This is a genomic window from Methylobacterium sp. P5_C11, from assembly GCF_054049775.1.
Genome location: NZ_JBFULS010000051.1, coordinates 1 through 15881, shown reverse-complemented (window position 1 = coordinate 15881; position 15881 = coordinate 1). Strand labels below are relative to the sequence as shown.

The following is a 15881-nucleotide window of genomic DNA, read 5'->3' as shown; positions in this document are numbered from 1 at the left end:
CGCGGGTTCGCAGGGCGCGCCTCACGCCTTGTGGCCGAGTTCGTCGCAGCCGCGCAGGAAGCGCTCGTCGGGTCCCTCGGTGCCGAGGATCGTGAAGACGTCGTCCGGTGTCTTCATGTCCTTCGACTTCGCCTCGACGATCAGGACCGACTGGACCGACTGGTGGTCGCATTTCCGGAAGCTCTGCGGCCCCTTGTAGAAATCGGCCTTCAGGCCCTCCATGGCGGCCACGACCTTGTCGGTCTCGACCGACCCGGCGGCCTTCACCCCCTCCAGCACCGAGCGGACGCCTGCATAGCCGAGCGCGCCGTAATCCGACGGCACGGCACCGCTATAGGCGGCGCGGAACCGGTCGTTGAACGCCTTGGCGGAGGGCACGCTGTCCTCCAGGCGCCAGTAATAGGAGGTGCCGCCGATCACGCCGTCGAAGGCGTCGCCGCCGGCCTTGCGGGCGGTGAACAGGAGGACCGGGGCCACCAGCTTGGTGTTGCGCTTCAGGCCGAACTCGGTGGCCTGCTGGATCGAGACGACCTGGTCCCGCCCGAAATTGCACAGGCACAGCACGTCGGGCTTGAGCGCGGCGATCCGGGGTAGGAAGGCCGAGTAGTCGGAGGCGCCGATCGGGTGGCGGATATCGGCCACGACCTCGATGCCCGAGGCCTCGCCGGCGCGCTTGAAGCCGCGCATCATCTCGTGGCCGTAGGCGTAGTCGGCGCTGAGGAAGGCGACCCGCTTGCCCGACTTCGGGAAGACGTAGCGGCCGACCGCCCCTGCGGTCATGTGCGGGTTCAGGGCCTCGTGGAAGGTGGTGCGGCCGAAATCCTTGGCCTCGTTGATCGCGTCGGACTGGCTGATCGAGTTGTAGATCACGCCGCGCTCGCGGGCGACGTTGTTGGTCGACAGGGTCACGGCCGCCGAGAGGCCGCCGACCAGGAAGTTGACCTTGTCCTTCTCGATCAGCTCGAGGGTGCGGGTCGCCGCCTCGCCGGGGTTGAGCTTGTCGTCGCGCACGAGGAGTTCGGCGGTGCGGCCCTGGAAGCCGCCGGCCTCGTTGAACTCCTTGATGGCGAGCTGGGCGGCGCGCACCTGGTCGTTCGCCTCGGCCCCGAAGGCGCCGGTGAGCGGCACCGGGAAGCCGATGCGGATCGGACCGCCGGTCGGCCCCCCTTGCGCGGCGGCCGAGCGCAGGAACGCCGGGGCGGCGAGCGCCAGCGCGGATGCGGCGGCGCTGCCCTGAAGCAGCCGGCGCCTGTCGAAGCTTCCCATTCCCTCGTCCCTCCGTTGGCGTGGCGTTTCCGCGTCGGGACCGGCCTCTTCGGCGGACCGTGCCCCGTGGTGGTCGATGCGTCGTCGTGGTCGATGTGTACCGACCGGGGAGGGCCATCCGTCCTTGCGAGCGCAGCGAAGCAACCCAGGGAGCCGCCACGTTCGGCAGCGTCCCGCTGCCCTGGGTTGCTTCGCTGCGCTCGCAAAGACGGGGAAGCCTGTCCGGTTTATCCTTCCTGTGATCAGATCAGTCCCAGCGCCTCCAGCACCACCTCGGGCGTCACCGGCTGGCGCGCGACCCGGGCGTTCAGCGGCGCGAGCGCGTCGTTGATGGCGTTGACGACCGCCGCCGGCGCGCCGGCGGTGCCGGCCTCGCCCGCGCCCTTGGCGCCGATCTCGGACGACGCGGTGGCCGAGACCACGTGGGCGACATCGATGTCGGGCATCTCGCCGGCCATCGGCACGAGGTAGTCGGCCATCGACCCGTTCAGCAGTTGGCCCTCCGCGTCGTAGAGGCAGTGCTCGAACAAGGCGCCGCCGATCCCCTGGACGATGCCGCCGCGGATCTGCTCGTCGACGAGGAGCGGGTTGAGCACGGTCCCGCAATCCTCGACGCACCAGTGCTTGAGCAGCCGCACGAAGCCCGTCTCGGTGTCGACCTCGACGTAGGAGGCCTGCACGCCGTTGGTGAAAGCGAAGGGGTAGTCCTTCGGCACGTAGTGCCGGGTCGCCACGAATTCCGGCTGCACGCCAGGCGGCAGCGTGTCCGGGCGGAAGTAGACGATGCGGCCGAGCTCCGCGAGGGGCATGCGCTCGGTCCCGGTGGCGGCGTCCACCACGGCGCCGTCGCGGATATCGAGGCTCCCGGGATCGGCCTGCAGGATCGCCCCCGCCACCGCCAGGACGTTGCCGCGCAGCGCCTTGCCGGCCTGCCACGCGGCCTCGCCGCCGATGCCGGCCCCGCGGGAGGCCCAGGTACCGCCGCCGTAGGGGGTCGTCTGCGTGTCGCCCGAGATCACCCGGACCCTGTCCATCGGCACGCCCGTGGCGGTGGCCACGATCTGCGCGATGATGCCCTCGGTGCCCTGGCCCTGCTCGGTGACGCTGACCGACGCGACGACGCCGCCCTGTGGATCGAGCCGGATCGTGCAGCCGTCCTGGGAGGAGATGCGCGCGCCGCCGACCCCGTAGAAGGCCGCCGACGGGTTGGTGATCTCGATGAAGGCCGCGAGCCCGATGCCCCGGTGGATCCCCCGCGCGCGCAGGTCCGCCTGCTCGGCCCTGAGGCCGTCGTAGTCCATCATCGCCTTGAGCTTGGCGAGCGCCGCCTGGTGGGACAGCTTCTCCAGCTTGATCCCCGAGACGCCCGCGCATGGGTAGGCGTCGTCGGGGATGACGTTCCGCTCGCGCACGGCCAGGGGGTCGAGGCCGAGGCGGGCGGCGCCGAGATCGACGAGCCCCTCGGCGACCATCGTGGCGATCGGGTGGCCCACCGCCCGGTACTGGCAGGTCGGCGCCTTGTTCTGGAGCACGACGCGCGCCCGTGCCCGGTAATGCTGGTGCCGGTAGGGGCCGCCGGTCAGGTTGACGACCTGGTTGGCCTCGACCGCGCTGGTGCGCGGGTAGACCGAGTAGGGACCGATGCCGGTGAGGTCGTCCATGTCGAGGGCGAGGATGTCGCCCGCGGCCGAGAAGGCCATCCGGGCGGTGACCCGGTGGTCGCGGGCGTGGATGTCGCTCTGGAAGCTCTCCAGCCGGTCGGCGACGAACTTGACCGGGCGCTTCAGCATCAGCGCCAGCGCACAGGTCGCCATCTCGTCGGGGTAGATGTGGACCTTGATCCCGAAGGAGCCGCCGACATCCTTGCAGATCACCCGCACGGCGCCCTCCGGCAGGACGAGGTGCTTGCACAGGATGTCCTGCATCATATGCGGCGCCTGGAAGGAGTGGTGGACGGTGAGCATCCCGTCCGCCGCCGCCCAGTCCGCCAGGATCGCCCGCGGCTCCAGGCAGACGCCCGTGTGCCGGCCGAACTGGAAGGTCTCCTCCACCACCAGGGCCGCGTCGCGGAAGGCCGCATCCACGTCGCCGACGTCGAGGACGCGCTCGAAGGCGAGGTTGTCGCCGAGCTCGGCGTGGATCGCCGGCGTCGCGGGATCGAGTGCCGTCTCCATGTCGACCACGGCGGGGAGCGGGTCGAACTCGACCACGATCGCCGCGAGCGCATCCTCGGCCTCGGCCCGGCTGCGGGCGACGACCGCGCAGAACGGCTCGCCGACCCAGGTCACCCGGTCGAGGGCCAGGGCGTGCTGGGGCGCCGAGCGCAGGCCCTTGAAGTGGCCGAGCACGCCGACCCAGGGCGTGCACACCGCGGCCAGTTCGGCGCCCGTCACCACCGCGATCACGCCGGGCATGGCCTTGGCGTCCGCGGTCTCCAGGGCGACGATGCGGGCATGGGCGTGGGGGCTGCGCAGGAAGGCGACGTGGCCGAGGCGGGCGACGGCGACGTCGTCCACGTAGACGCCCCGGCCTTCCAGGAGGCGCCGGGCGTTCGGCCGCGGGACCGAGCGGCCGATATAGCTGTTCGGCCGGTCGAGAAAGGTGAGGCCGCTTAGGTCCGCGCTCATTCGGCGGCCTCCCGGCCGGGATTGCGGCGCGCCTCGGCGGTCGCCGCGATCGCGTCGACGATGGCGTGGTAGCCGGTGCAGCGGCAGTAATTGCCCGCGATCGCCGCCCGGATCGCCGCGCGCGAAGCCGTCGCGTCCGCGTCGTCCAGCAGCTCGGCGGCCGTCACCAGCATGCCGGGGGTACAGTAGCCGCATTGCAGGGCGTTGCGCGTGTGGAAGGCGTCCTGCAGGTCGCGGATGCGGCCGCTCTCGGTCAGGCCCTCCACGGTCTCGACGGTGGCGCCGTCGGCCTGGACGCCGAGCATCAGGCAGGACCGCACCGCCCGGCCGTCAACCAGGATCGTGCAGGCGCCGCACACGCCGTGCTCGCAGCCGAGATGCACGCCGGTGAGGCCGAAGGATTGGCGCAGGAAATCGCCGAGATGCATCCGGGCCGGGACGTGCGCCCGCACGGCCTCGCCGTTCAGCGTGAAGGCGACCGCGTGCGCGCGGTCCGGGCTCTCAGACGCCATCGGGGCCGCCCTCCTGCGCGGTGCCGCCTTGCATCCGGGCCGCCACGCGGCCGAGGATCACGCGGGCGAGGTGGAGCCGCGTCGCGGCCTTGGTGGTCGGATCGTCCGGGGGGTCGAGTTCGCCGGCGAGGGCCGCCTGGGCGCCCGCGAGGTCTCCCGCCTCGATGGAGGCCGCGGCGGCCGGGGCCAGGACCGGCCGGTCGGCCACCCCGAAGAAGGCGAGGCGCAGGTCCGACAGGCCGCCCGCGCCGCGCCGCCCGGTCGCCGCGAGGCCGACGAGGGCGTAGTCGCCGTGGCGGCGCGACAGCTCGTCGAAGCCCCAGACCGCGTCGGCACCCGGCACCGGAAACTCGACGGCCGTGACGATCTCGCCGGGCTCCAGCGCCGTCGTGTAGAGGCCGAGGAAGAAGGCGTCCGCCGCGATGCGCCGCTCGGCCCCGGGGCCGCGCACCACGATGGTGGCGCCGGCGGCGAGGCAGCAGGCGGGCCACTCGGTGGCGGGATCGGCCAGCGCCACCGAGCCGCCGATCGTGCCACGGTTGCGGATCGCCGGATGGGCGATGTGCGGCAGGGCGGCGGCCAGCAGCGGCAGGCGTTCGCGCACGAGTGCCACGGTGCCGACGTCGCGGTGGCGCGTCATGGCGCCGATCCGCACCACGCCGTCGGCTTCCGAGACGCCGGCGAGTTCGGGAATCGCGTTGAGGTCGACCAGAAGGCCGGGCGCCGAGAGCCGCATGTTGAGGGCCGTGACGAGGCTCTGGCCGCCCGCGAGGGGAACGGCGTCCTCCCCGTGCTCGGCGAGCAAAGCCAGCGCCGCATCGAGCGAGGCCGGGCGCACATAGGCGAAGTCTGGCGCCTTCACGCGCGGCTTCTCCTCCCTGTGGACTTGCCCATGACCGCCTCGATGAGACAGGCTGGAAGCCCTTATTGATCGTTCGCTCAATAGAAGGCGAAAACGGTATGGCGTCAAGCAGGCCGGCAGACAGGGATGCGCGTGCTCCGGCCGGCCGGCGGCTGACGCCCGAGGCGCGCGAGCGCCAGATCGTCGCGGGGGCGATCGACTACTTCGCCGAGGTGGGCCTCGACGGGCACACCCGTGAACTCGCCCGCCGGCTGGGCATCACCCAGCCGCTCCTGTTCCGGTACTTTCCGACCAAGGCGGCCCTGATCGAGCGGATCTACGAGGAGGTCTATCTCAAGCGCTGGGATCCCGGCTGGGAGGCGACGGTGCGCGACACCGCCCTCCCGTGCCTCGAACGCTTCCGACGCTTCGAGATCGATTATCAGCACCGGATCGACGATTACGCGTGGCTGCGGATCTTCGTCTCGGCGGGGCTCAAGGGCTTCGATCTTCCGAGCCGCTATCTAGGCATGGTCCGGGAACGGATCTTCGCGCCGTTGCTGGCGGGCATGCGGGCCGAGTCGAACCTGCCGAACGCGCAGACGCAGGCGCTGTCCGACGCCGAGTTCGAGTTGCTGTTCGGCATCCACGGCGCCCTGGTCTATGTCGGCCTCCGCTCGCGGGTCTACGGGATCGACGGCGCCGCGGATCGCGACGGGGTCCGGGCCGCGATGCTCGACGCGGCCCTGCCGGGCCTGCACGCGACCCATCGCCGGGTGGTGCTGGGCGCCGGCCAGCGGGCGAGCGGATCGAGCCGGACCGGGTCGGGCGCCGGCGACCCGACGTCATGAGGTCCGACGCGCGGGCGACATCGCGCGACGAGCCCGTGCGGCACCGTCATCCGCGGATGGGTCGATGACTTCCGCGAAAACTGCGCTAGCCTTGCGGCGTGGAGGAACGCCATGACCCAGGGATCGCAACCGGCATTGGCGGCGCTGCCGCCGGATCTGGCGCGCGAGTTCGACGCGGCGCGCGGCAATGGCTGCGTCGGCACCCGCCTCCTCTCGGAGGACGCGCGCTGCCGGGTCTGGACCATCGTCCTGGCGCCCGGGGCGCGGATCGGCTTCCACACGCACGTCCTCGACTATTTCTGGACCGCGGTGACGGCGGGGCGCGCCCGCTCGCAGTACGGAGACGGGCGGGTCGCGGAGGTCGATTACCGCGCGGGCGACATCCAGCACCTGTCGTTCGGGCCGGGCGAGTCGATGACCCATGACCTCGCCAATATCGGCGACACGGAGCTGCTCTTCACCACCGTCGAGTTCCTGGACAGCGCGAACCCGCCCCTGGGGCTCCCGGATGCCATCCGCGCGGAGGCGACCCGCCGCGCGGCCTAAGCGAGGCGGACATCCGGCGGGACCGCCGTCCCGGCCATCACCGCCTCGGGGCTGCGAAACCGCTCCGCCGCCATCCGTTCGGCTGCCCCGCGCTGCTGCGCCTGCAGGTACGCGCCGAGATCGCGCCCCCGCGCCACGACCGCCGCTCCGTAGGCGCGTCGGGCGCGGTCGAAGGCCGCGAGGGCCGCGTCCACGTCGCCGCCCGCCACCTCCAGGGCGTCCACGAGGGCGGCGGCGTCCTCCATCGCCTTGGTCACGCCCATCCCGACATGGGGACGGGCCACGAAGGCCGCATCGCCGATCAGGGCGACGCCCCGGGCCGGAACCATGGTCGGCGTCTCGATGTCCAGGATCGCCTGCAGGAACGGCTGCTCGGCGCGCAGCATGACCTCGGTGAACGGCGGCGCGAGGATCCCCTCGGCGTCGGCGCGCATCGCCGCCAGCACCTCGGCCTTGATCCGGCCCGGCGGGATGGAGAGGGCATGGCGGATCCCGCCGGTATCGGTCAGCAGCGCGTGGAGCGCGGCCTCCGGGGTCGGCCTGTACCAGACCGCGTTGAAACTCCGCTTGGCTCCGGTCCCGTCCTCGAGGCTTGAGACCGGATAGCCGAGGATTTGCTCCCCCGGAGGCAGACAGAACGCGAAATGGCCGCAGATTGCCTCGCGGGTTGTGCGTGAGAGGGCGGCCTCGTCCACGACCGCGCGCCAGGCGACGTAACCCGCATAGGTCGGCGTCACGGCATTCAGGAACTGGCCCCGCACCGTCGAGAACTGCCCGTCGGCTCCGACGAGGAGGTCCGCCGTGATTCGACGGCCGTCAGCGAAGGACGCGACGACGTGATCGCCCCGATGGTCGACCGTGGCCAGCGCCGCCCCGAAGCGGACCCGGTCCGGCGGCAGGGCATCCAGCAACAGGCGATAGAGACGCCCCCAGCCCGCGAGCACCTGCGGCAGCCTGCGTTCCGCGATGACGTGGCCGTCCCGGTCGAGGACTCTGCGGCCCTCGACCGTCACCCCGAGATCACGCGCGCCGGCCCGGCTGCCGCAGCGTTCCAGCACCGACCGGAGCCCCGGATGCGTGACGATCCCCGCCCCGCGACTCGAGAGGGCGCTCGCCGACCGCTCGTAGACCGAGACGGTATGCCCACTGCGCGCGAGCAGACATGCCGCGGTCAGTCCGGCGATCGAACCGCCGATGACCGCTACGTCCAGTCGCTTCATGCCGCCCTCGACCCGGTCCAGCGGTTCCGTCCGCGAACAGGATGGAGGCAACCGAACGCTTTACCAAGTCGGGTCGGCGGCAGCGCGCGCGTCGAAGTCTGCGTGTCGAGGTCCGGCCGGGTCCCGCGTCTCGCGCGCTCGCCCCCCGGAGGGGTCGTTCCACCGATGCGCCAGCGCTCAGGGATCAGCACGCACGCGCGATCCCGCGGCTCGATCGCGCCTAGAGTTTCCGCTGATGATGGATGCGCTTCTTCTTCGGAAGCGCCCTGTGGCGGCCGATCGTGACGCCCGCTGTCGAGAGCGCCGGACCGGCCAATACGGTTGCGTGCGCAGGGCCGGCCGGCGCCGCCTCCGCGAACGTGGCGAAAGTGACCAAAGGGAGGGCGAGGGGGAGGGCCAAGGGGAGGGCGAACAGCGCCACCCGAAGAGTCCGGATCTTGTTCATGTGCGTTCTCTCCTCTGTCCATAAGCACAGGGCCGGGCCTTGTGTCCGACGCCGGCCGGACGCGGTCGGTCGTTCCGGACATGAAAGCGACCCGCGATCGCGGACGGCCCGAATACGGGGCCTCGCGCCACCCCTCGCAGGCACCCCACTTCGACTTGCTGGGCACCAGAGCGCCGCCAGCAGTCCACCGATATTGAAATACTCGAAATATGCATTCCGACATCGGCGCGAATATTTATAATATCCGGGATCGATAAGCGTATTGATCCTGATCAACGCGGGATCGGATCGGCCAAGCCAGAGTTGCCGGTCCCCGGCCGGGTGCTGCCCGCGTCACACGCCGTCGAGCAGCCGGTCGAGGTCGAACGTGGGGCGGCGTCCCAGATCGGCCCGATGCGCGTTCAGGAAGGTCTCGGCGCAGCGGCGTCCCTCGTCCCGCAGCATCGTCAGGAATGCCCATTCCGAATTGAGCTTCGACGAGGCGCCAAGGCCCGCAACGATGTCGCTCGCGATGCGATGCAGGCGCATCGCCGACCATCGGGCACATTCCGAGTCGTCCGCGGGCGCGACCTGCCGCAGCAGGGCCATCATCCGCAGTTCCTTGAGCAGGACCGCGTTGAACGAGACCTCGTTGAGCCGGTTGAGGATCTCCCGCGCCGAGGTCGGCGCTTGTGCCCGCTCGACCGGATTGACCTGCACGATGATCGTGTCCCGCGACTCGCATTCGCGCACGAGGGGCGTGATCGTCGGGTTTCCGGAATAGCCTCCGTCCCAATAGGCGGCGCCGTCGATCTGGACCGCCTGGAACAGCGTCGGCAGGCACGCCGAGGCGAGGAGCACGTCGGCCGTGAGCTCGGCGTTGCGAAACACGCGGCCTTGGCCCGTGTGAACATTCGTTGCGGTGACGAAGAGCTTGATCCGGCTCCGCGCGATGCGTTCGAAATCCAGCTGCGCGTCCAGGATCCGCCCCAGCGGATTGAAGCCGTGCGGGTTGAGGTCATAGGGGGAGAACACCCGCGCCATCAGGTCCGCGGCCAAGTACAGGGGGGCGTAATCGAGCGTCCAGCGGCCGAGCATCACGTCGAGCGGGCTGCGTTGGAGCGGGCTGAATCGGGCCGCGCGCGCGATGGCGTCCCAGAAGGCCTCGAGCGCCGCGCGCGCTCCGGCGGCCCCGCCTTGCTCGTAGCCGTCGATGAGGAACGCCGCGTTCATGGCGCCGGCCGACGTTCCGGAGATGCCGTCGATTCCGAGCCCTGGCTCCTCCAGCAGGCGGTCGAGCACGCCCCAGGTGAAGGCACCGTGGGCGCCGCCGCCCTGCAGAGCCAGGTCGATCAGGACCTGATCCCCCGCGCACGCCCCCGGTGAGATCGCGTCGTTCGCCATCGGATCGAGCCCCCATCCCGCGTGCCATGCATTCCAGCGTCACGCGGACGGGCCGGAACGCGACCGCCGCCGAAGAGGGGGCGCTCGTCCCCGGCTACTCGGCGAACGCCCGCCCAGGATCGGCCCGATAAGGATCGGCCCGGTACGGGTCGGCCTGCACCAGGTCCGCGGCGCCCCGGACCTTGGTGCCGGGCAGGATCTCGAAGCGCGGATCGAAATCCACCATCGTGGCGGCCAGCCGGGTCAGGATGCTCGCGTCGCCCTGAACCTGCGCGGTCCCGTCGGCGATGTGCGCCTCCAGGGTCTTGGCGCCGACCATCGTCTGCTCGAGATCCGACCGGTTGAGGGTCAGGGTCAGATCGGGCTTCTCGGCCTGGAAGCCCGCGATGGTGGTCAGCGTCGCGTTCTCCAGCTCGACGATGAACCGCTCGCCGTTGTCCGGCGTGATCAGGTTGATGGTGAAGCGCAGGCCCTCGGCCTTCCGACTGTCCATGCGGATGCCGAGGAAGTCCAGGAACAGCTCGGTCGTCATCGCCCGCACCACGTCGGGACTGCTCGAACTGGCCGTCGCCCCTTCCGGGATGCCGGAGCGAAGCTCGTAGGCGCCGGCCAGGAAGCTGTTGCGCAGGCCGGGGTTCTCCTGCTGGTAGCCGATCTGCTCGAAGATGTCGGCGAGCAGCTCCTTGGCGGCCTGGTTGTGCGGCTCGGCCTGGACCAGCTTTTTCACGATCTCCTGGGCCAGAAGGTACTGGCCCGCGTCGTGCAGGCGTCGTCCCCGGGCGAGGATCGCCTCCGCGCCCCCCATCATGTCGACGTAGAGAGGCGCGCTTTCGGACGGGGCCAGCGGGATCAGCGTCGCCGGGTTGCAGTCCCAGAATCCGAGATAGCGCTGGATGACGCCCCGGCTGTTGTGCTCCGGCGACCCGTGATAGCCGCGGCAATGCCACGTCTGCTGGAGGCTCTGCGGCAGCGCGTAGACGGTGTGGATCTCGTTGATCGTCACGCCCTGGTTGGCGAGGTGGAGCACTTGGTTGTTCATGTGGGCGTAGAGATCGCGCTGCGCCCGCAGAACCTCCTGGATGCGCGCATTGCCCCAGCGGGGCCAGTGGTGGGAGGCGAACATCACTTCGGCCTCCTGCCCGAACTGGTGCAGCGCCACATTGATGTATTTCGACCAATTCAGCGGATCGCGCACCGGCGCGCCCCGCAGGGTGTAGATGTTGTGCAGGGACGCGATGACGTTCTCGGCCATCCAGAGCGCCTTCATCTCGGGGATGTAGGTGTTCATCTCCCGCGGCGCTTCGGTGTTGGGCGTATTCTGGAAGACCATTCGGACGCCGTCGACCTCGAAGGTCTCGATCGGCTTCTCTACGGATCGCGTCGGAGCGATCAGGCCGCTGGTGCCGGCCGAGACGCGCTGCCCGAGACCCTGCCCGACATAGCCGTGCGGCGCCGCCGGCAGGAGCAGGCCGTACTGGTAGAAGAGCCGCCGGTTCATGGCGTTGCCGGCGTAGACATTCTCCGCCACCGTGTGGGGCAGGAAATCGGCCGGCGCGATCACCGGCACCGCCCCGGACCGCACGTCCGCCTCGTTGACGATCCCGCGCACGCCGCCCCAATGGTCACCGTGGGTGTGGGAGTAGATCACAGCCGAGATCGGCCGCCCCTCGCCCACATGGGCCTGGAACAGCGCCCAGGCGGCGCGCGCGGTCTCCTGGCTGACCAGGGGATCGAAGACGATCCAGCCCGTCCGCCCGCGCACGACGGTGAGGTCCGAGAGGTCGAAGCCCCGCACCTGATAGATGCCTGGGACGACCTCATAGAGCCCGTAATTGTTGTTGAGACGCGAGATCCGCAGCAGCGACGGATGAATGCTGTCGAACTCGTCCTGCTCCTCGAGGAACTTGAATTGCTGCATGTCCCAGGCCGCGTGACCGTCATCGGCCGGGATGGTCATGGCGGTCATGGGGGCGATCAGCCCGCGTCTCTGCTCCTCGACATCTCTGTCGTCCGCGAAAGGCAGAGACTGGCGGGCCTGACGCAGCACCGCGCGCGTGAACGGCGATGCCGGCTTGCCCTTCGGGTGGAAGTGCTCCGGGAAGGGCGTTTCCGGCCGGTTCTCCGTGCCGCCGGCGGCACGCGCCTCCGCCATGAGACAGCCGGCCGCGGAGAACGCGGCCCCGACGGCGGGGAGGGTCTTGATGAAGGCGCGTCGTGTGGACATCGGTCAGTTCCAACCCTGACGCGGCCACGGGCGGTGAGACGACCCGGCCTGCGAACGCCGCCGGGGGCCGCGAGGAGGGCGGCCGGTCCGGCTCGCGGGCACATCCATCAGCGCCACGCGCAGACCCGGCGTCCGCGCCGCCACCAGCAAACCCTGCGGCGGCGGCGGCGGCGCGGGACGACGACCACGGCCCGAGCCTTCTCGACGGGCGCGCCGCCGTTCGGACCGCCGAGGGGCTCCACCCTGAGAGGTGCGGCGTCCACGGCGCCCGGCAGCGTGAGCAGGCCCGTAGCCACCAGGGCGGCCGACGAGAGGCCACCCAGGACGGTGCGACGAGGCAGGGGTCCCATTGTCATCCTCCAAACCGCAGGCTGATGTCCGTGGTCACGTCGACGGCCGGCGGACATCGGCGTGTCCGCAGCAGAGGGTCATCGGGCCGCCGAGCCGATGCCGGGCGAGGCGATCGCCGGCGCCACGGGCGGCTTGCCGAAGAGGCCGATCCAGGCCCATGACAGGCCCGCGGCGATCAGGTCGCAGGAGACGAACAGGCCGATCGCCCACAGACCCGAATACGGCCATTGCGCGATGATGGCGGCGCCCAGGAGCATCGAGAGCAGGGCGAACAGGATCACCGCGGCGCGGGACATCTGCGTCTCATGGACGATCGCCCAGAGCGCGCGCGCCACGCCCGAGGCGATCAGGGTCAGGCCGAGGACGAGCGTGAGGGCGAGCGAGGCTTCAAGGGGACGGAAGACCGCCCAGAGACCGCCGATGAGATAGAGCAGCCCCGCGAGGAACCGGACGGCGCGGGAGCGCCAGACCTCCATCTCCGCGGGTTTGGTGAGCGCTTCCACGATCTCGGCGATGCCGGCGGCGATCAGGAGGATGCCGTACCAGAGCGTGCTGACGATGGTGAGGGTCACCGCCATGAACAGGCCCACGATGCCGAGGACCAGCAGCGCGGTGCCGACCGCGATGAACCACCCGCGGGCATGGCCCGTCTGCGCGGGGAGGGTTCCAAAGGTCGCCGTCCTGCTCATGAGACACCTCCTGTCGCGGTTGTCCGTCTTTGCTCGGTCGCATTCCGTTTTGATTGCCGATCGATAAGCTTAGGACCCATCGGAAGGGGCGTTGATCTGGATCAAATAAGATCCCGCTTATTTTATCGACAGTTGGTCCGACAATCGGCCAAGCATCTCCGAAACCGAACGAGAAAAAGGAACCGCCCGAGGGCAGTGGAGGCGTTCGAAGGTCAATCCTCCGACACTCTGCATGCGGTCACGCGTGACTGGTCCGCGTCCGATGTGTCCGCTGGGCCGTTTCGGCCGCCTGCGAGGCGACGGACCGCATCCAGCCAGACCACGTCACGCCAGCGCGCCGGACGGACGCTCGGCTTCGCATCCGCTCCGGTCATGCCAACCGCCGAAGGCACGTCCCCGGTTCGGACAGGCGGTTCGTGCGCGGCCCGCCTTCGGCGTCCGCAAATCGGCGACCGTTGCGCCGATGACGATCAGCGCGGAACGGATGTGACGTGCGTCCCAGAGGCTGTCGTGAGTTTGAGGCGGTCGAAGCAGTCCGTCCGAGCATGATGCAGACGCAGGCGCCTTCGACACGCCCGCCGGTGGGGGCCTGCACGGCCTCGGCGCAGCGGCCGGCCTGAGCCCGGTCGTCGGCGGCGCCTCAACCGATTCCGAGGCCGCGGATGAGCAGGACGGCGATGGCCAGCAGCACGAGGAGCGAGGCGGTGACGGCCAGCGTCACCCGGCCGCCGACCTGGGCCAGCACGCGGACATCGACCCCGAGGCCCAGCGCCGCCATCGACATGATCGTGAGGAAGCCGGCAAAGCGGGAGAGCGGGCCGATCCAGGCATCCGGGATCAGTCCGAGCGAGCGCAGCGTGGCCAGCGCCAGGAAGCCGAGGATGAACCACGGCACCAGCTTGAAGAACCCGGGCCGGGCCGGCGCGGACCCTTGGGCGGCCTTGGCAGCGTCGTCCGCCGGCAGGCGCGGGGCGAGGAGCGAGAGGGCCAGCACCACCGGTCCGAGCATCAGCACCCGGACCAGCTTGACCAGCGTGCCCACCTGCGTGGCGAGCGGGCTCACCGGGACGGTCGCGGCCAGCACCTGCGGCACCGCGTAGACGGTGAGCCCCGCCAGCACGCCGTACTGGTGCTCCCCGAAGCCGGCCAGGGGAACGAACAGCGGCAGCCCCAACACCATCAGCACGCCGAGCACCGCCGTGAACGCGATGGCGGCCGCAACGTCCCGGCTGTCGGCGCCGATGACGGGCGCCACCGCGGCGATGGCCGAGTTGCCGCAGATCGCGTTGCCGCAGGCGATCAGCAGCGCCATGCGCACCGGCAGACCCAGGCCGCGGCAGATGGCGCAGCTCGCCAGGATGGTGAGCGCCACCGCCCCGATGATGCCGGCGAGCAGCGCCGGACCCGACGCGACGATCGCCCCGAGGCTCACCGAGGCTCCGAGCAGGGTGACGGCCACCTCCAGCACCTGCTTGGCCGAGAAGGCGATCCCGGCCTTGAAGCGCGCGCCCGGCATCCAGACGGTGCGCAAAGCCGTGCCGATCAGGATGGCGAGGACCAGGGCCTCGACGTAGGGATGGCCGGTCAGGCGCTCCTCGCCGGCCTGGAGCGCCTGCGCCACCACCGTGAGGACGAGGCACAGGACGAGCCCCGGCAGCAGGCTGCCCGCCGCACCGGCCCAGGCGCGACCGCGGCCGGCGGGCGCGATCTCGGCCGCGGCGCGGCTGGCCATCCTGGCGGTCATGGCGTCGCCTCCCTGTCCGGCGCTCAGTAGGTCGCGCCGAGATACGCGGCGATGGCCTTGGCCTGCGCCTCCGTGATCGGCGCCCGGTAGACCTTGATCATCTTGGCGACCTCGGCGTCCCAGAACGCCTGCCCCTTCTTCGGCGGCTGCATGGCGACGTAGTCGGCCGAGTGGCAGGTCAGGCAGTTCTCCTGCGCGGCCTGGAAGCCGGCGGCGTGCGCGGCCTCCGGGGCCGGCCGGAACTGGGCCGTGGGCTCCGGCAGCGCGTAGGTCTCGGGCGCGGCGCGGACTTCGGTTCCCGCCAGGGCGGCCGCGAGCGCGACGGCCGTGGCGGGCAGCACGATGGACCTCAGCATGTCGATCCTCCTCAGGCCGCTGTGACGCGGGTGGTCTCGACGACGTTGCGCATGTAGCCGGCGGGGTTCCAGCGCGGCTCCATCGGCTGGGTGTCGCCGTCGTTGCCCGTGGCCCGTACCCGCAGGGCATGGGCGCCCGGCGCCAGGTCGACCTCCGCGGTCCAGGTGCGGAAGGCGTAGCGGCCGAGATCCGGGCCGAGCTGCGCCGTGCTCCAGGTCCTGCCGTCGTCGGTCGAGACCGCCACCGCCTTGATGCCCGATCCGCCGTCGAAGGCGATGCCGCGCAGGGGCACGCGCCCGGCCTTGACCTGCGCGCCGTCGGCGAGGCTGGTCACGAAGGAGCGGACGTTGAAGCGGCCGATCGGCACGGTCTTGTCCGGCGCCTTGCCGGGCTCGGTGCAGGCGCACGCGTTGTCGGGGATGCGGTAGGCCGTCTTCATCCAGAAGCCCTCGAAGGGGTGATCGAGGACGGCGATACCGTTGAGGTGCTTGACCCAGTACGTCCCGTAATAGCCCGGCACCACGAGGCGGAGCGGGAAGCCGTTCAGCCAGGGGAGATCCGCCCCGTTCATGCCCCAGGCCAGCATCACCGCGCCGTCCCGGGCGTGGTCGAGGGTCAGCGCCTTGGCGAAGTCCGGCGTCTCGGGCAGGACCGGTCCGTCGAGGCCCTCGAAGGACACCTGCACGGCGCCGGCCTTCACGCCGGCCTTGTCGAGCACGGCCTTGAGCGGCACGCCGGTCCAGCGGGCGCAGCCCATGGCGCCGTTGGCGAGCTGGCCGCCGGCGATGCGCGGCTCGAAGAAGCCGCGGGAATTGCCCGAGCACT

Annotated in this window: 15 protein-coding genes; 2 read left to right on the top strand and 13 right to left on the bottom strand. The window is 70.8% G+C overall.

Annotation, left to right across the window (positions count from 1 at the left end):
- Positions 1-21: 21 nt before the first annotated feature.
- The 4 genes from ACXJKQ_RS21725 to ACXJKQ_RS21710 all read right to left on the bottom strand — a co-directional run bounded on the left by ACXJKQ_RS21725 (position 22) and on the right by ACXJKQ_RS21710 (position 5267).
- The gene (locus ACXJKQ_RS21725) at positions 22-1266 is read right to left on the bottom strand and encodes an ABC transporter substrate-binding protein (protein WP_457107771.1); all 1245 of its coding nucleotides are present in this window, start codon (positions 1264-1266) and stop codon (positions 22-24) included.
- A 242-nt stretch (positions 1267-1508) separates the two neighbouring features.
- Entirely contained in the window at positions 1509-3893 is a 2385-nt protein-coding gene (locus tag ACXJKQ_RS21720; RefSeq protein WP_457107770.1) for a xanthine dehydrogenase family protein molybdopterin-binding subunit, read from the bottom strand.
- Positions 3890-4405, bottom strand: coding sequence for a (2Fe-2S)-binding protein (locus ACXJKQ_RS21715; RefSeq protein WP_457107769.1), 516 nt, complete (start codon positions 4403-4405; stop codon positions 3890-3892). Before ACXJKQ_RS21715 ends, ACXJKQ_RS21720 begins: the two co-directional genes overlap by 4 nt.
- Positions 4395-5267 (bottom strand): FAD binding domain-containing protein, encoded by an 873-nt coding sequence (locus tag ACXJKQ_RS21710; protein WP_457107768.1) that lies wholly within the window; start codon positions 5265-5267, stop codon positions 4395-4397. The genes ACXJKQ_RS21715 and ACXJKQ_RS21710 overlap by 11 nt, the downstream gene beginning before the upstream one ends.
- A 98-nt stretch (positions 5268-5365) precedes the next feature.
- Here ACXJKQ_RS21710 and ACXJKQ_RS21705 point away from each other — a divergent pair, with 98 nt between their 5' ends.
- Both ACXJKQ_RS21705 and ACXJKQ_RS21700 read left to right on the top strand, forming a co-directional pair.
- Positions 5366-6097, top strand: coding sequence for a TetR/AcrR family transcriptional regulator (locus ACXJKQ_RS21705; RefSeq protein ID WP_457107767.1), 732 nt, complete (start codon positions 5366-5368; stop codon positions 6095-6097).
- A gap of 111 nt (positions 6098-6208) precedes the next feature.
- Positions 6209-6643, top strand: a complete 435-nt coding sequence (locus ACXJKQ_RS21700) for a hypothetical protein (protein WP_457107766.1) — start codon at positions 6209-6211, stop codon at positions 6641-6643.
- Here ACXJKQ_RS21700 and ACXJKQ_RS21695 read toward each other — a convergent pair.
- The 9 genes from ACXJKQ_RS21695 to ACXJKQ_RS21655 all read right to left on the bottom strand — a co-directional run.
- Entirely contained in the window at positions 6640-7863 is a 1224-nt protein-coding gene (locus ACXJKQ_RS21695) for an FAD binding domain-containing protein (protein WP_457107765.1), read from the bottom strand. The genes ACXJKQ_RS21700 and ACXJKQ_RS21695 overlap by 4 nt on opposite strands.
- Positions 7864-8083: 220 nt before the next feature.
- The gene (locus ACXJKQ_RS21690) at positions 8084-8308 is read right to left on the bottom strand and encodes a hypothetical protein (RefSeq protein ID WP_457107764.1); all 225 of its coding nucleotides are present in this window, start codon (positions 8306-8308) and stop codon (positions 8084-8086) included.
- A 333-nt stretch (positions 8309-8641) separates the two neighbouring features.
- A complete protein-coding gene (locus ACXJKQ_RS21685) occupies positions 8642-9691 on the bottom strand; it encodes a patatin-like phospholipase family protein (RefSeq protein WP_457107763.1) in 1050 nt (349 codons plus the stop codon).
- 94 nt (positions 9692-9785) lie between these two features.
- Complete coding sequence (locus tag ACXJKQ_RS21680; RefSeq protein WP_457107762.1) at positions 9786-11915, bottom strand: alkyl/aryl-sulfatase; 2130 nt, start codon at positions 11913-11915, stop codon at positions 9786-9788.
- A 107-nt stretch (positions 11916-12022) separates the two neighbouring features.
- A complete protein-coding gene (locus ACXJKQ_RS21675; protein WP_457107761.1) occupies positions 12023-12265 on the bottom strand; it encodes a hypothetical protein in 243 nt (80 codons plus the stop codon).
- A 78-nt stretch (positions 12266-12343) separates the two neighbouring features.
- Complete coding sequence (locus ACXJKQ_RS21670) at positions 12344-12955, bottom strand: HdeD family acid-resistance protein (RefSeq protein WP_457107760.1); 612 nt, start codon at positions 12953-12955, stop codon at positions 12344-12346.
- A gap of 640 nt (positions 12956-13595) precedes the next feature.
- Positions 13596-14699: a YeiH family protein gene (locus tag ACXJKQ_RS21665; RefSeq protein WP_457107759.1), complete on the bottom strand. Its 1104-nt coding sequence runs from the start codon at positions 14697-14699 to the stop codon at positions 13596-13598.
- A gap of 23 nt (positions 14700-14722) precedes the next feature.
- Entirely contained in the window at positions 14723-15055 is a 333-nt protein-coding gene (gene sorB / locus ACXJKQ_RS21660; RefSeq protein WP_457107758.1) for a SorB family sulfite dehydrogenase c-type cytochrome subunit, read from the bottom strand.
- Positions 15056-15066: 11 nt separating this feature from the next.
- Positions 15067-15881 (bottom strand): molybdopterin-dependent oxidoreductase (locus tag ACXJKQ_RS21655; RefSeq protein WP_457107757.1); only part of this gene is annotated, 815 nt, incomplete at its 5' end.

Coding starts and splice junctions, on each gene's coding strand:
- ACXJKQ_RS21715 (WP_457107769.1), bottom strand. CDS start 4,405: ATGGCGTCTGAGAGCCCGGACCGCGCGCACGCGGTCGCCTTCACGCTG.
- ACXJKQ_RS21675 (WP_457107761.1), bottom strand. CDS start 12,265: ATGGGACCCCTGCCTCGTCGCACCGTCCTGGGTGGCCTCTCGTCGGCC.
- ACXJKQ_RS21665 (WP_457107759.1), bottom strand. CDS start 14,699: ATGACCGCCAGGATGGCCAGCCGCGCCGCGGCCGAGATCGCGCCCGCC.
- ACXJKQ_RS21680 (WP_457107762.1), bottom strand. CDS start 11,915: ATGTCCACACGACGCGCCTTCATCAAGACCCTCCCCGCCGTCGGGGCC.
- ACXJKQ_RS21700 (WP_457107766.1), top strand. CDS start 6,209: ATGACCCAGGGATCGCAACCGGCATTGGCGGCGCTGCCGCCGGATCTG.
- ACXJKQ_RS21695 (WP_457107765.1), bottom strand. CDS start 7,863: ATGAAGCGACTGGACGTAGCGGTCATCGGCGGTTCGATCGCCGGACTG.
- ACXJKQ_RS21705 (WP_457107767.1), top strand. CDS start 5,366: ATGGCGTCAAGCAGGCCGGCAGACAGGGATGCGCGTGCTCCGGCCGGC.
- ACXJKQ_RS21725 (WP_457107771.1), bottom strand. CDS start 1,266: ATGGGAAGCTTCGACAGGCGCCGGCTGCTTCAGGGCAGCGCCGCCGCA.
- ACXJKQ_RS21685 (WP_457107763.1), bottom strand. CDS start 9,691: ATGGCGAACGACGCGATCTCACCGGGGGCGTGCGCGGGGGATCAGGTC.
- ACXJKQ_RS21720 (WP_457107770.1), bottom strand. CDS start 3,893: ATGAGCGCGGACCTAAGCGGCCTCACCTTTCTCGACCGGCCGAACAGC.
- ACXJKQ_RS21690 (WP_457107764.1), bottom strand. CDS start 8,308: ATGAACAAGATCCGGACTCTTCGGGTGGCGCTGTTCGCCCTCCCCTTG.
- ACXJKQ_RS21670 (WP_457107760.1), bottom strand. CDS start 12,955: ATGAGCAGGACGGCGACCTTTGGAACCCTCCCCGCGCAGACGGGCCAT.
- sorB (WP_457107758.1), bottom strand. CDS start 15,055: ATGCTGAGGTCCATCGTGCTGCCCGCCACGGCCGTCGCGCTCGCGGCC.